The sequence below is a fragment of the Mycobacterium kyogaense genome (assembly GCF_003254575.1).
Taxonomy (GTDB): domain Bacteria; phylum Actinomycetota; class Actinomycetes; order Mycobacteriales; family Mycobacteriaceae; genus Mycobacterium; species Mycobacterium kyogaense.
Window position 1 is genome coordinate 21,145 of sequence record NZ_QJUA01000004.1, and the last position, 13,272, is coordinate 34,416.

11 protein-coding genes and 1 pseudogene are annotated in these 13,272 nt (G+C 66.2%); 7 read left to right on the forward strand and 5 right to left on the reverse strand.

Features of this window, described 5'->3' with window-relative positions:
* Positions 1-79 precede the first annotated feature (79 nt).
* Positions 80-1,027: a helix-turn-helix transcriptional regulator gene (locus DMB80_RS04495; RefSeq protein WP_111508745.1), complete on the forward strand. Its 948-nt coding sequence runs from the start codon at positions 80-82 to the stop codon at positions 1,025-1,027.
* A 93-nt stretch (positions 1,028-1,120) separates the two neighbouring features.
* Positions 1,121-1,396, forward strand: coding sequence for a hypothetical protein (locus DMB80_RS04500; RefSeq protein WP_111508746.1), 276 nt, complete (start codon positions 1,121-1,123; stop codon positions 1,394-1,396).
* Here the strand turns inward: DMB80_RS04500 and DMB80_RS04505 are convergent.
* Both DMB80_RS04505 and DMB80_RS04510 read right to left on the reverse strand, forming a co-directional pair.
* Positions 1,363-2,271 (reverse strand): DMT family transporter, encoded by a 909-nt coding sequence (locus DMB80_RS04505; RefSeq protein ID WP_111508747.1) that lies wholly within the window; start codon positions 2,269-2,271, stop codon positions 1,363-1,365. The two genes, DMB80_RS04500 and DMB80_RS04505, sit on opposite strands and share 34 nt — an antisense overlap.
* A complete protein-coding gene (locus tag DMB80_RS04510; RefSeq protein WP_162938407.1) occupies positions 2,261-3,124 on the reverse strand; it encodes an SDR family oxidoreductase in 864 nt (287 codons plus the stop codon). Before DMB80_RS04510 ends, DMB80_RS04505 begins: the two co-directional genes overlap by 11 nt.
* A 116-nt stretch (positions 3,125-3,240) precedes the next feature.
* On the opposite strand from DMB80_RS04510, the gene DMB80_RS04515 reads away from it, so the two are divergent.
* The gene (locus DMB80_RS04515; protein ID WP_111508748.1) at positions 3,241-5,061 is read left to right on the forward strand and encodes an alkaline phosphatase family protein; all 1,821 of its coding nucleotides are present in this window, start codon (positions 3,241-3,243) and stop codon (positions 5,059-5,061) included.
* A 9-nt stretch (positions 5,062-5,070) separates the two neighbouring features.
* On the opposite strand, the gene DMB80_RS04520 is transcribed toward DMB80_RS04515, so the two are convergent.
* Positions 5,071-5,760: a VldE C-terminal domain-containing protein gene (locus tag DMB80_RS04520; protein WP_420812124.1), complete on the reverse strand. Its 690-nt coding sequence runs from the start codon at positions 5,758-5,760 to the stop codon at positions 5,071-5,073.
* 109 nt (positions 5,761-5,869) lie between these two features.
* Between DMB80_RS04520 and DMB80_RS04525 the strand changes: the two genes are divergently transcribed.
* Complete coding sequence (locus DMB80_RS04525) at positions 5,870-7,273, forward strand: amino acid permease (RefSeq protein ID WP_111508749.1); 1,404 nt, start codon at positions 5,870-5,872, stop codon at positions 7,271-7,273.
* A 3-nt stretch (positions 7,274-7,276) separates the two neighbouring features.
* On the opposite strand, the gene DMB80_RS04530 is transcribed toward DMB80_RS04525, so the two are convergent.
* Positions 7,277-7,606, reverse strand: a complete 330-nt coding sequence (locus DMB80_RS04530; RefSeq protein WP_111508750.1) for a cupin domain-containing protein — start codon at positions 7,604-7,606, stop codon at positions 7,277-7,279.
* Positions 7,607-7,744: 138 nt separating this feature from the next.
* Here DMB80_RS04530 and DMB80_RS04535 point away from each other — a divergent pair.
* Together DMB80_RS04535 and DMB80_RS04540 are read left to right on the forward strand one after the other, a co-directional pair.
* Positions 7,745-9,154: pseudogene (locus DMB80_RS04535) on the forward strand (NADP-dependent isocitrate dehydrogenase); the annotation flags it as partial.
* Positions 9,154-10,557: an amino acid permease gene (locus DMB80_RS04540; protein ID WP_111508749.1), complete on the forward strand. Its 1,404-nt coding sequence runs from the start codon at positions 9,154-9,156 to the stop codon at positions 10,555-10,557. The pseudogene DMB80_RS04535 and the gene DMB80_RS04540, both read left to right, overlap by 1 nt.
* Positions 10,558-10,560: 3 nt before the next feature.
* On the opposite strand, the gene DMB80_RS04545 is transcribed toward DMB80_RS04540, so the two are convergent.
* The gene (locus tag DMB80_RS04545; RefSeq protein ID WP_111508750.1) at positions 10,561-10,890 is read right to left on the reverse strand and encodes a cupin domain-containing protein; all 330 of its coding nucleotides are present in this window, start codon (positions 10,888-10,890) and stop codon (positions 10,561-10,563) included.
* 138 nt (positions 10,891-11,028) lie between these two features.
* Between DMB80_RS04545 and DMB80_RS04550 the strand changes: the two genes are divergently transcribed.
* The gene (locus DMB80_RS04550; protein WP_111508751.1) at positions 11,029-13,266 is read left to right on the forward strand and encodes an NADP-dependent isocitrate dehydrogenase; all 2,238 of its coding nucleotides are present in this window, start codon (positions 11,029-11,031) and stop codon (positions 13,264-13,266) included.
* Positions 13,267-13,272: the final 6 nt, after the last annotated feature.

Consider the following 13,272-nt stretch of genomic DNA (forward strand, 5'->3'; position numbering starts at 1 on the left):
ATACATCGCGCGACTGTGGGCACAATAGTGACAGGCTCAACAGGGATGCCTCCCTCTTTTAGCGTGCTCGAGGTACCTGATGACAGTCCTGATCGATAGCGAGGACCTCGACGATGTCGAGAGATTCGTCAACGCCAACTACCACGAGGTCCGCCTGGCGCCCACCGCGAACACCTCGGCCCGCGTCCGGGTCGATCGAGCCGAACTGGGTGAACTGACCCTCGATGACTTCTCCTACGGAATCGATTTCCAGTTCGAGAGCTTCCCGACAGACGGCGTCGTCGTCTGTATGGTCCGAGCCGGCGCGGTCGTTCGCGGAACCGACGCCAAGCAGGCGGACGTCTTCGGACCGGGGGACGTTCTTGCGGTCGGAGCGCATGACAGCGGGTTCTTCACCGGTCATGCCCACGGGCTGCAGTGCGATGCCATCGCACTCGATGCTCACCTCCTCGGCACCGTGGCCGCCGCGCCCGGTGGCGGCGACGTGATCCGGCTGACCGCCGCGAGGCCGGTGTCGCCGATCGCCACCGCACACTTGATCAGGGCGATCCAGCACGTCAAGCACTCCGTGATGGCAGATCCCCTCGCCGCTCGGAGCCCGTTGATCATCGGGAACGTGCGCCGTTACCTCGCCGCCGGCGTGCTCGCGGCGTTCCCCACCACCGCCCACCTCGAGACGACCGCGACCGACAGGAACGACAGCACCCCCACGCTGCTGCGGCGCGCCATCGCCTTCATCGAAGACAACGCCGAGCGCGACATCTCCATGGTCGACATCGCCAACGCCGTGTACGTGACGCCGCGGGCATTGCAGTACATGTTCCGCAAGCACTGCCATTGCACGCCCACCGAGTACCTTCGCCGGGCCCGGCTCTCCCATGCCCACGCTGACTTGGTGGCCGGCGACCGGTCCATGGTGCGGGTCGCCGAGGTGGCGGCGCGGTGGGGCTTCTCGCATTCCGGACGTTTCGCCGTCTACTACCGCGAGCAATACGGCGAGAGCCCGCATTCCACGCTTCGCCGTTGACTTTTTGCCCTTGGGCGAGAGCGGCCGGGGGAGTTATCGTCGCCGGGTACGGTTCCGCGATGACGAGCTCGCGGCCGTGTGCGGGAGGCCGATATGCGGCTCACATACGTCACGATCCTGCCGGCCGTGATCGGTTCCGGACTGATCGCGCTGCCGGCGGCCGCGGCCGATTGCACCAGCGCCGCCGGCACCACCGTCTGCTCCCAGGGCGACGTCCGCGGCGCCAACACGGGGCAGGGGCCCGGCGCGATCCCCACCTACAACCCGTACCAGTGCTGGTACTGCAACAACGGCGGTTGGGGACTGACGTTCATCATCGAGCGGCCGCATCGGCCTCACGGTGACGGCGGGGGTGGGAGAAGAGGTTGAGGCGCGGCGGCTTTCGCGCGCACCGCCAGCAAGCCGCCGCCGATGACCAATGCCATGCCGAGGTACGTCGACAGTGCGGGGCGATGGTGCCAGACCAGCCAGTCGATCAGCGCGGTGAACACGATCACCGAGTAGATGAACGGACCCAGCTTCTCCGCCGGTGCGTAGCGGTAGGCGACGATGATCAGCGCTTGCGCGAGCAACTGTGCGACGCCCACGGCGAGCAACCACGGCGACGCCGCCGCGGTGATCGGCGCGAAGTCCGCGGCCGCGACTGGTACTGACATCGCCGTGGACAGCAGGAAGTAATAGAACAGGATGCGCAGTGTCGGTTCGGTGGCACTGAGCCAGCGCACCGACATCATCGCGACCGCAAGCAACACCGCGCCGGCGAATGCGGACAGTTCCCCGACACTCAGGCCATGGCCCTGCGGCCGCAGCACCAGCATCACCCCGGCGAAGCCGACCGCCGCGCCGAGCCACGTCGCGGTCGCCACACGTTGCCGGGTGACGGCCCAGGCGATCAGCGGCATCCACAGCGGCGCGCTGTAGGTCAGCAGCGTGGCGTTCGCCAGCGGGATCTGGGTGATCGCGAAAAACAGTGCATACCAACAGCCGGTCCCGGTGGCAGCGCGCAGCAGATGTAACCCGACCCTGCGGGTTCGCAACGCCCCCACACCGTGCCGCAGCGCAACCGGGGCCACCGCCGCCAGGCAGATCGCGTTCTGGGTCAGCAGGAGGACCCCGGTCGAGGTGTGCTGCCCCGCCACCTTCGCCAACGCGCCGACCAGAGCGACACAGAAGAACGCCGCGGTGGTGAGAAGTGCGCCCGCAGCGAGGTTTTCGGTGCGGTAGCCGCTGCGATCAGCCGGCACTGCGACCGCCCGTCGGGGCGAGTTGCGGGGTGGAGCGCTTCATCACGCCGTTGAGCAGGCGCGGCGACACCAGATCGAGAGCCCGCAACGGCAGCATCTTGCGGGGTGCGATGCGGACCGGGCGCCGCCGTGCGGCCTCGACCATCCACTCGGCAGCCTCATCGGCACTCAGCGCGGCCAGGCCATCGTAGGCGCGTGTCGGGGCGATCATCGGGGTGGCGACCAACGGGTAGTAAATGGTCGTCGACCGGATCCCCACGTCGGCCAATTCGTTGTCGATGACGCGACTGACCGCACTCAGTGCGGCCTTTGATGCGTTGTACACGCCGAACAGCGGCGAGGACTCCGGCATCACGCGCCAACTCGAGATGTTGATGATGTGACCGTCGCCGCGCGCCACCATCCCCGGTGCGAGACCGCGGATCAAGCGCATCGGTGCGTAGTAGTTCAGCGCGATCGTGCGTTCGACGTCGTGCCAACGGTCCAGCGATTCGAGCAGCGGTCTGCGAATGGACCGGCCGGCGTTGTTGATCAGGATGTCCACCGCGCCCGCCGCCTCCGCCAGCGCGTCCACCGCGTCGAGATCAGCCAGGTTCGTCGGCATCGCGACCGCCTGTCCGCCCTGCGCCGTGATCCGAGCAACGACCTCGGCGAGCAGGTCAGCCCGGCGCGCCACAGCCAACACCGTCGCTCCCTGGGCGGCCAACTTCTCTGCCGCGACCGCGCCGATGCCCGACGACGCGCCTGTCAACAGAATGCGCTTGCCTCGCAGAGGAATTGGCGCGTCGATCGACGGGAGGGGGAGCGGTCGCATGCCGGCCAGCCGGAACGCGCGGCGCAGCGGGCTCGTCACCGGCCCAACTCTAGGGCCGACACGACGACGATCTCAGCGAATTGCCGACGCGATTCGCTGACGGGGGCGTAATTTTGCCGTAACACACGCCACGGGGGTCGGCGAAGGGACACTTCATGGGTCAGTACAAGGTGCAGGCAACCACCATCGGACGAGTCGGGGCGCTGGCCGTGACGCTGGGCGTGGGCTGGGCAGTGGCGACGGCTGCTCCGGGTGTGGCCTACGCCGACGACACCGGCAGCGACACGTCGGCGTCCGCGTCGGTGTCACCGGAGTCGTCGCAGAGCGCGACCGGGACATCCCGGGCAGCCGAGCGCCGGGCCGCTGCTCAGCAACGGCGTCAGGAGGCCCGCGAGGCGGCAGCGACGCGTCGCGCCGAACGGCAGGAGGCTCGCCGTGTCCGAGCCGCCGATCGCGCGGCAGACGACACAGACGGCGCTGTGACGTCGGTGAGGTTCACCGCCGGCGCAAGGGACGTCTCGCGCGCCGACGCCCCTGAAGGCCCCCCTCCCGCCGCGCCGCTCGCCCTCACCACGTTGCTCACGGCCGCTGCCGCGAAACGCGACGAGCGGACGGCGGCGCAGCGGACCAATGTCGTGCCGCAGGTCAGCGCACTGGCCGCCGACGACACCCCGAACGTGCTGGTGATCGGCATCGACGGCACCAACCTCAGCAAGATCCTGGCCAACCAGCAGAACAGCAACCTGTTCAGCCTCATGCAGACCGGCACGACGGCGGCCTCGACGATCGTCGGGCACACCACGATCTCCAACCCGTCGTGGTCTTCCATCCTGACCGGGGCATGGGGGGAGAAGACCGGCGTCATCAACAACGTCTTCACCCCGTGGACCTACTCGACGTGGCCGACGCTGTTCACCCAGCTCGAACAGTTCAACAGCAGCATCGAGACCACTGCGATCTCCGACTGGGACGTGATCGCCGGCATCGCCGGAACCGGTGGTGCGGACAAGGTCGACAACAACATCTTCTTCACCCAGGTCGCCGGCGACACCGACTGGTCGAAGACCGATGACCGGGTCGGCGACGCCACCGAGGCCGCGATCCTGGGCGCGAACGCCAACGTGAGCAACTTCGTCTTCAGCTACTTCGTCGGGGTCGACGAGAACGGACACATGCACGGCGGCGACTCACCGGAGTACGCCGCGGCCATCACCAACGTCGACCGCAACATCGGGGAGATCCTCGCCGCGATCGAGGCCAGCGGCCAGGAGTGGACGATCATCGTGGTCACCGATCACGGGCATCAACCGCAGAAGGGCATCGGCCACGGGTTCCAATCACCGCCGGAGACATCGACTTTCGTGATCGCGAACGGAGGCGGCTTCGACTCCGGCGCGATCAACCTGACCTACTCGATCGTCGACGTCACCCCCACGGTGCTCACCCTGTTCGGAGGTACGCCGTCCGCGAGCTCGGACGGGACGTCCCTGACCGACCAGGACGACAGCAACGTCTACCCGGTGAACGACGACGGCGCCCTGCGCGCCGGACTGCTCGACATCATCGCCAAGTACGGCTATCCGGACCGGGCCACCGAGGCCAGGCTCAGCCTGCGCACCATCGTGACCTCGGTGCCCTATTTCGTGTTCGGTGCGACCCAACAGCTCACCGGGGGTCTGCAGGATCTCGTCGACCTCGGCATTCCGCTGGTCAGCCTGGTGGCCAAGATCGCCATCATCCCGGTGCAGCTGGGTGGCGATCTGCTCTACGTCGTGACCAACCTGGCGGCGCAGATCGTCGCGAAGCTCACCGGGGTCGAGGGGGCGAGCATCTTCCCGCTGTGGCCGCCGGCACCACCGGCGATCGAGCCCCAGCCCGACGAGACGACCACACTGGTCGACCTGTTCGCGGTGTGCGGTGACGACCCGGCGTCGGCGAGCTTCCTGCAGTGCGGCGCACCGAGCATCGCGGTCTAGCCGGTACGTCTAGCGCTGCATCGACCCGATGAAGTAGGACTCTTTGCCGGTCGGATAGCCGCCGCCGTCGGTGGCGATGTGCACGTGGTCGAAGTGGTTGGCCGTCTCGTTGCCGTAGTCGGCGGTCCAACTCGGTGCCCCGATGCCGGGGTAGAGACCTTGGCGCCAGATCACGTGCAGCACGCCCCAGCGCTTGGCGTTGGCCAGGGCATAGCCGGCGATCTGGTTGCCCAGGGCGATGCCTTCCTCGGAGTGGTAATTCGGGATCATCACGTCGATGGCCAATCCGTTCGGATGCCATTTCAGCGGGTCCTGCCGGTACCCGCCGATCGTCGTGATCTCGGGGAACATCGCGCTGATCGCACGGGCCGCCCAGATCGTCTTGACCTGTAAGCCGCCTTCGGGCGCGACGCCGCGCGGCAGCGACAGATCGAACACCCGGGCGTCGATGGGTGCGCTGGCGGCCAGCAGTTCGGCCTTGTCCGGTGGCGGAGCCGCAGGCGCGGAGGACGGCCCCGCCGGCGCGGCGATCCCCGGCGCGGTGGCGGGTGACGCCGCTTTCTCGGTGTCCTGCGCGTAGAACATGCCGGCCGACACCACCAGCGACACGGCGATCGCCAGCCATCGGCCACGGCCGTTGGCTAACAGATTTGTGCGCACGACGTGCACTGTAACGCCGCGCACGGTCGTCGCGGGCAATGTTGGGCTCCCGCGCGTGTGACGGCGCGTTTGAAAAAGCGGACGGTTGGGCACGCTGTGTTCCTGTTCGTGGGGCGGGCATCCGGTGCCCGGAGGAAAGGCGAGCTCGATGAGCGAAGTCAGGACAGGATCTGCGGGGTCGACCGGCACCGAGCGCAAGCTGGGTACCAGCCTCAAATCCCGGCACATCACGATGATCTCCATCGCCGGCATCATCGGCGCGGGGTTGTTCGTCGGTTCCAAGAATGCGATCGCCGAGGCGGGGCCCGCGGTCATCCTCTCCTACATCATGGCCGGCACCCTGGTGGTGCTCGTCATGCGCATGCTGGGGGAGATGGCGACCGCCAACCCGGACACAGGCTCGTTCTCCGTCTACGCCGACCGCGCGCTCGGCGGCTGGGCCGGCTTTTCCATCGGCTGGCTGTACTGGTGGTTCTGGGTGCTCGTCATCCCCGTCGAGGCCACCGCCGCCGCCGACATCCTGACCAGTCTCATCGGTGGTGCGCAATGGATCTGGGCGCTCGCCGTCACCGCACTGCTGACCATCACCAACCTCGCGAGCGTCGGCAACTACGGCGAATTCGAATTCTGGTTCGCGCTGATCAAGGTCGTCGCGATCATCGCGTTCATCGGCGTCGGCGTGGCCGCGATCTTCGGCCTCATCCCCGACTCCCAGGTCAGCGGCATCGACAACCTGTGGCAGCCCGACGGCTTCCTGCCCAACGGGTTCGGCGCCGTCATCGCCGGCATGCTGATCACGATGTTCTCGTTCATGGGCACCGAGATCGTCACGATCGCCGCCGCCGAATCACCCAACCCCGAGAAAGGGATCACGAAGGCGGTGCGCACCGTCATCTGGCGCATCTCGCTGTTCTACATCGGCTCGATCTTCATCATCGTCTCGCTGATGCCCTACAACGAGCTGCCCGACGGGTCCTACCAGTCCACGCTGCAGGCGATCGGCATCCCCGGCTCGAAGCTCATCATGGACATCGTCATCCTCACGGCAGTGGCGTCATGCCTGAACTCCGCGCTCTACACCGCCTCCCGAATGCTGTTCTCGCTCAGCGAGCGCCGGGATGCCCCGCAGGCTGTCCGCAAGATCGCCGGCAACGGGGCGCCCTGGGTGGCGGTCCTGCTCTCGACCGCAGTCGGCTTCCTCGCGGTCATCGGCAACTACCTGCTACCGGAGAAGATCTTCGGCTACCTGCTGGCCACCAGCGGTGCGGTCGCGCTGTTCGTGTACCTGGTGATCGCGATCAGCCAGTTCGTCCTCGGGCGCAAAATGCGGGCCGCCGGCGAGCGTCCGCCGGTGCGGATGTGGCTGTTCCCCTATCTCACCGTGGTGGTCATCGGACTGATCGTGGCGGTGCTGGTGCTGATGGCCTTCGATCCCAAGCAGCAGCAGGCGATCGCCCTCTCGGTGATCTCGGCCGTCGTCATCGTCGCGCTCGGGGTGTTCGTGCACCGGCGCCACGGTGCCGACGCCGACGAGGCGATCCGCGCCAGCTGATGGTCAGGGCCGCTTGGCCACCGTCAGCAGGATCGCCGCATCCTCCAGCGCGAGCAGGGAGTGGTGGGCATCGGGGATCAACAGCAGATCCCCGGTTCGGCCGTCCCACTGATCGTCGCCGGCGACCAGCCGCACGGATCCCCTGAGCACGAAGATGGTGGCCTCGCCCGGATTGGCGTGTTCGCTCATCTGCGAACCTGCCGTCATCCCGACCACGGTCTGGCGCAGAATCCGTTCGTGACCGCCCACCACCGTGTCGGCGGCGTTGCGGCCGGTCGATGCCGCCCGCTCGAGTTGTTGGCGGGCCAAGGCCTCGATCGACACCTTCTGCATAGCTGCCATTGGATGCCTGCGCCGCGCGACGGTCAACCATGGATGTGACCGGACCGGGGATGACCCCGGTTCGGTAGGCTTCAACCGCCCCGAATCTGACAGATCACTGACCGCACCTCAACGCCGGGAGGCCACCACATGAGCGCCGAGCAGCCCACCATTTTCTACACCCTGACCGACGAGGCGCCGCTGCTCGCGACCTACGCCTTCCTGCCCGTGGTCCGTGCGTTCGCCGGTGCCGCCGACATCGACGTGAAGTCCAGTGACATCTCGGTGGCCGCCCGCATCCTCGCCGAGTTCTCCGACCGGCTCAGCGAGGACCAGCGAGTATCCGACAACCTGACCGAACTCGGTGAGCTGACCCAGTTCCCCGAGACCAACATCATCAAGCTGCCGAACATCAGCGCCTCGGTGCCGCAGTTGCTCGCGGCCATCAAGGAACTCAAGGCCAAGGGCTACGACCTGCCCGACTACCCGGGCGAGCCGAAGACCGACGACGAGCGCAAGATCAAGGAGCGCTACGCCAAGATCCTCGGAAGTGCGGTCAATCCTGTTCTGCGTGAGGGCAATTCAGACCGCCGCGCGCCCAAGGCGGTCAAGGAGTACGCCCGCAAGCACCCGCACAGCATGGGGGAGTGGTCGCAGGCTTCGCGCACGCACGTCGCGACGATGAAGGGCGGCGACTTCTACCACGGCGAGAAGTCGATGACGCTGGACAAGGCGCGCAACGTCCGGATGGAGCTCAAGACGGCGGGCGGCGAGACCGTCGTGCTCAAGCCCGAGGTCAAGCTCGACGAGGGCGACGTGATCGACAGCATGTACATGAGCAAGAAGGCCCTCATCGAGTTCTACGAGGCGCAGATCGAGGACGCCTACAAGACGGGCGTGATGTTCTCTCTGCACGTCAAGGCCACCATGATGAAGGTCAGCCACCCGATCGTGTTCGGACACGCGGTCAAGGTGTTCTACAAGGACGCGTTCGCCAAGCACCAGGAACTGTTCGACCAGTTGGGCGTCAACGTCAACAACGGTCTGTCCGATCTCTACGACAAGATCGAGGCGCTGCCCGCCTCGCAGCGCGAAGAGATCATCGAGGATCTGCACAAGTGCCACGAGCACCGGCCGGAGCTCGCGATGGTCGATTCGGCCAAGGGCATCTCCAACTTCCACTCGCCCAGCGACGTCATCGTCGACGCCTCGATGCCGGCGATGATCCGGCTCGGCGGAAAGATGTACGGCGCCGACGGCCGCACCAAGGACACCAAGGCCGTCAACCCGGAGTCGACGTTCTCTCGGATGTACCAGGAAGTCATCAACTTCTGTAAGACCCACGGTCAGTTCGACCCCACCACGATGGGCACCGTGCCCAACGTCGGGCTGATGGCGCAGAAGGCCGAGGAGTACGGCAGCCACGACAAGACCTTCGAGATCGCCGAAGACGGCGTCGCCGACATCGTCGACAACGAGACCGGCGAGGTGCTGCTGAGCCAGAACGTCGAAGCCGGCGACATCTGGCGCATGCCGATCGTCAAGGAAAGGCGAGCTCGATGAGCGAAGTCAGGACAGGATCTGCGGGGTCGACCGGCACCGAGCGCAAGCTGGGTACCAGCCTCAAATCCCGGCACATCACGATGATCTCCATCGCCGGCATCATCGGCGCGGGGTTGTTCGTCGGTTCCAAGAATGCGATCGCCGAGGCGGGGCCCGCGGTCATCCTCTCCTACATCATGGCCGGCACCCTGGTGGTGCTCGTCATGCGCATGCTGGGGGAGATGGCGACCGCCAACCCGGACACAGGCTCGTTCTCCGTCTACGCCGACCGCGCGCTCGGCGGCTGGGCCGGCTTTTCCATCGGCTGGCTGTACTGGTGGTTCTGGGTGCTCGTCATCCCCGTCGAGGCCACCGCCGCCGCCGACATCCTGACCAGTCTCATCGGTGGTGCGCAATGGATCTGGGCGCTCGCCGTCACCGCACTGCTGACCATCACCAACCTCGCGAGCGTCGGCAACTACGGCGAATTCGAATTCTGGTTCGCGCTGATCAAGGTCGTCGCGATCATCGCGTTCATCGGCGTCGGCGTGGCCGCGATCTTCGGCCTCATCCCCGACTCCCAGGTCAGCGGCATCGACAACCTGTGGCAGCCCGACGGCTTCCTGCCCAACGGGTTCGGCGCCGTCATCGCCGGCATGCTGATCACGATGTTCTCGTTCATGGGCACCGAGATCGTCACGATCGCCGCCGCCGAATCACCCAACCCCGAGAAAGGGATCACGAAGGCGGTGCGCACCGTCATCTGGCGCATCTCGCTGTTCTACATCGGCTCGATCTTCATCATCGTCTCGCTGATGCCCTACAACGAGCTGCCCGACGGGTCCTACCAGTCCACGCTGCAGGCGATCGGCATCCCCGGCTCGAAGCTCATCATGGACATCGTCATCCTCACGGCAGTGGCGTCATGCCTGAACTCCGCGCTCTACACCGCCTCCCGAATGCTGTTCTCGCTCAGCGAGCGCCGGGATGCCCCGCAGGCTGTCCGCAAGATCGCCGGCAACGGGGCGCCCTGGGTGGCGGTCCTGCTCTCGACCGCAGTCGGCTTCCTCGCGGTCATCGGCAACTACCTGCTACCGGAGAAGATCTTCGGCTACCTGCTGGCCACCAGCGGTGCGGTCGCGCTGTTCGTGTACCTGGTGATCGCGATCAGCCAGTTCGTCCTCGGGCGCAAAATGCGGGCCGCCGGCGAGCGTCCGCCGGTGCGGATGTGGCTGTTCCCCTATCTCACCGTGGTGGTCATCGGACTGATCGTGGCGGTGCTGGTGCTGATGGCCTTCGATCCCAAGCAGCAGCAGGCGATCGCCCTCTCGGTGATCTCGGCCGTCGTCATCGTCGCGCTCGGGGTGTTCGTGCACCGGCGCCACGGTGCCGACGCCGACGAGGCGATCCGCGCCAGCTGATGGTCAGGGCCGCTTGGCCACCGTCAGCAGGATCGCCGCATCCTCCAGCGCGAGCAGGGAGTGGTGGGCATCGGGGATCAACAGCAGATCCCCGGTTCGGCCGTCCCACTGATCGTCGCCGGCGACCAGCCGCACGGATCCCCTGAGCACGAAGATGGTGGCCTCGCCCGGATTGGCGTGTTCGCTCATCTGCGAACCTGCCGTCATCCCGACCACGGTCTGGCGCAGAATCCGTTCGTGACCGCCCACCACCGTGTCGGCGGCGTTGCGGCCGGTCGATGCCGCCCGCTCGAGTTGTTGGCGGGCCAAGGCCTCGATCGACACCTTCTGCATAGCTGCCATTGGATGCCTGCGCCGCGCGACGGTCAACCATGGATGTGACCGGACCGGGGATGACCCCGGTTCGGTAGGCTTCAACCGCCCCGAATCTGACAGATCACTGACCGCACCTCAACGCCGGGAGGCCACCACATGAGCGCCGAGCAGCCCACCATTTTCTACACCCTGACCGACGAGGCGCCGCTGCTCGCGACCTACGCCTTCCTGCCCGTGGTCCGTGCGTTCGCCGGTGCCGCCGACATCGACGTGAAGTCCAGTGACATCTCGGTGGCCGCCCGCATCCTCGCCGAGTTCTCCGACCGGCTCAGCGAGGACCAGCGAGTATCCGACAACCTGACCGAACTCGGTGAGCTGACCCAGTTCCCCGAGACCAACATCATCAAGCTGCCGAACATCAGCGCCTCGGTGCCGCAGTTGCTCGCGGCCATCAAGGAACTCAAGGCCAAGGGCTACGACCTGCCCGACTACCCGGGCGAGCCGAAGACCGACGACGAGCGCAAGATCAAGGAGCGCTACGCCAAGATCCTCGGAAGTGCGGTCAATCCTGTTCTGCGTGAGGGCAATTCAGACCGCCGCGCGCCCAAGGCGGTCAAGGAGTACGCCCGCAAGCACCCGCACAGCATGGGGGAGTGGTCGCAGGCTTCGCGCACGCACGTCGCGACGATGAAGGGCGGCGACTTCTACCACGGCGAGAAGTCGATGACGCTGGACAAGGCGCGCAACGTCCGGATGGAGCTCAAGACGGCGGGCGGCGAGACCGTCGTGCTCAAGCCCGAGGTCAAGCTCGACGAGGGCGACGTGATCGACAGCATGTACATGAGCAAGAAGGCCCTCATCGAGTTCTACGAGGCGCAGATCGAGGACGCCTACAAGACGGGCGTGATGTTCTCTCTGCACGTCAAGGCCACCATGATGAAGGTCAGCCACCCGATCGTGTTCGGACACGCGGTCAAGGTGTTCTACAAGGACGCGTTCGCCAAGCACCAGGAACTGTTCGACCAGTTGGGCGTCAACGTCAACAACGGTCTGTCCGATCTCTACGACAAGATCGAGGCGCTGCCCGCCTCGCAGCGCGAAGAGATCATCGAGGATCTGCACAAGTGCCACGAGCACCGGCCGGAGCTCGCGATGGTCGATTCGGCCAAGGGCATCTCCAACTTCCACTCGCCCAGCGACGTCATCGTCGACGCCTCGATGCCGGCGATGATCCGGCTCGGCGGAAAGATGTACGGCGCCGACGGCCGCACCAAGGACACCAAGGCCGTCAACCCGGAGTCGACGTTCTCTCGGATGTACCAGGAAGTCATCAACTTCTGTAAGACCCACGGTCAGTTCGACCCCACCACGATGGGCACCGTGCCCAACGTCGGGCTGATGGCGCAGAAGGCCGAGGAGTACGGCAGCCACGACAAGACCTTCGAGATCGCCGAAGACGGCGTCGCCGACATCGTCGACAACGAGACCGGCGAGGTGCTGCTGAGCCAGAACGTCGAAGCCGGCGACATCTGGCGCATGCCGATCGTCAAGGACGCCCCGATCCAGGACTGGGTCAAGCTCGCGGTGACGCGGGCGCGTGCGTCGGGCATGCCGGTGGTGTTCTGGCTCGACGACGAACGGCCGCACGAGAACGAGCTGCGCGCCAAGGTGAAGAAGTACCTGGGCGACCACGACACCGAGGGTCTGGAGATCACGATCCTGCCGCAGGTGTGGGCCATGCGGTACACGTTGGAGCGGCTGATCCGCGGCAAGGACACCATCTCGGCGACCGGCAACATCCTGCGGGACTACCTGACCGACCTGTTCCCGATCCTCGAGCTCGGCACCAGCGCCAAGATGCTGTCGATCGTGCCGCTGATGGCCGGTGGTGGCCTCTACGAGACCGGTGCCGGCGGTTCGGCGCCCAAGCACGTGAACCAGCTGGTCGAGGAGAACCACCTGCGCTGGGATTCACTGGGCGAGTTCCTCGCACTCGGGGCCAGCTTCGAAGACATGGGCGACAAGGCCGGGAACAAGAAGGCCTCGATCCTGGGCAAGGCGCTGGATGCCGCCATCGGCAAGCTGCTCGACAACAACAAGAGCCCGTCGCGCAAGACCGGTGAACTCGACAACCGGGGCAGCCAGTTCTACCTGACGATGTACTGGGCGCAGGAGCTCGCGAACCAGAGCGAGGACTCCGAGCTCGCCGAACACTTCGCCCCGCTGGCCAAGACGCTGGCCGAGCAGGAGGACACCATCGTCTCCGAACTCAACGCGGTGCAGGGCGAGGCCGTCGACATCGGCGGCTACTACTACCCGGATCGGGAGAAGACCACCGCGGTGATGCGGCCTAGCAAGACGTTCAACGCGGCCCTGGAGACCCTGCAGGGCTGAGCTGAG

Coding starts and splice junctions, on each gene's coding strand:
- DMB80_RS04545 (WP_111508750.1), bottom strand. CDS start 10,890: ATGCAGAAGGTGTCGATCGAGGCCTTGGCCCGCCAACAACTCGAGCGG.
- DMB80_RS04495 (WP_111508745.1), top strand. CDS start 80: ATGACAGTCCTGATCGATAGCGAGGACCTCGACGATGTCGAGAGATTC.
- DMB80_RS04525 (WP_111508749.1), top strand. CDS start 5,870: ATGAGCGAAGTCAGGACAGGATCTGCGGGGTCGACCGGCACCGAGCGC.
- DMB80_RS04500 (WP_111508746.1), top strand. CDS start 1,121: ATGCGGCTCACATACGTCACGATCCTGCCGGCCGTGATCGGTTCCGGA.
- DMB80_RS04515 (WP_111508748.1), top strand. CDS start 3,241: ATGGGTCAGTACAAGGTGCAGGCAACCACCATCGGACGAGTCGGGGCG.
- DMB80_RS04530 (WP_111508750.1), bottom strand. CDS start 7,606: ATGCAGAAGGTGTCGATCGAGGCCTTGGCCCGCCAACAACTCGAGCGG.
- DMB80_RS04550 (WP_111508751.1), top strand. CDS start 11,029: ATGAGCGCCGAGCAGCCCACCATTTTCTACACCCTGACCGACGAGGCG.
- DMB80_RS04540 (WP_111508749.1), top strand. CDS start 9,154: ATGAGCGAAGTCAGGACAGGATCTGCGGGGTCGACCGGCACCGAGCGC.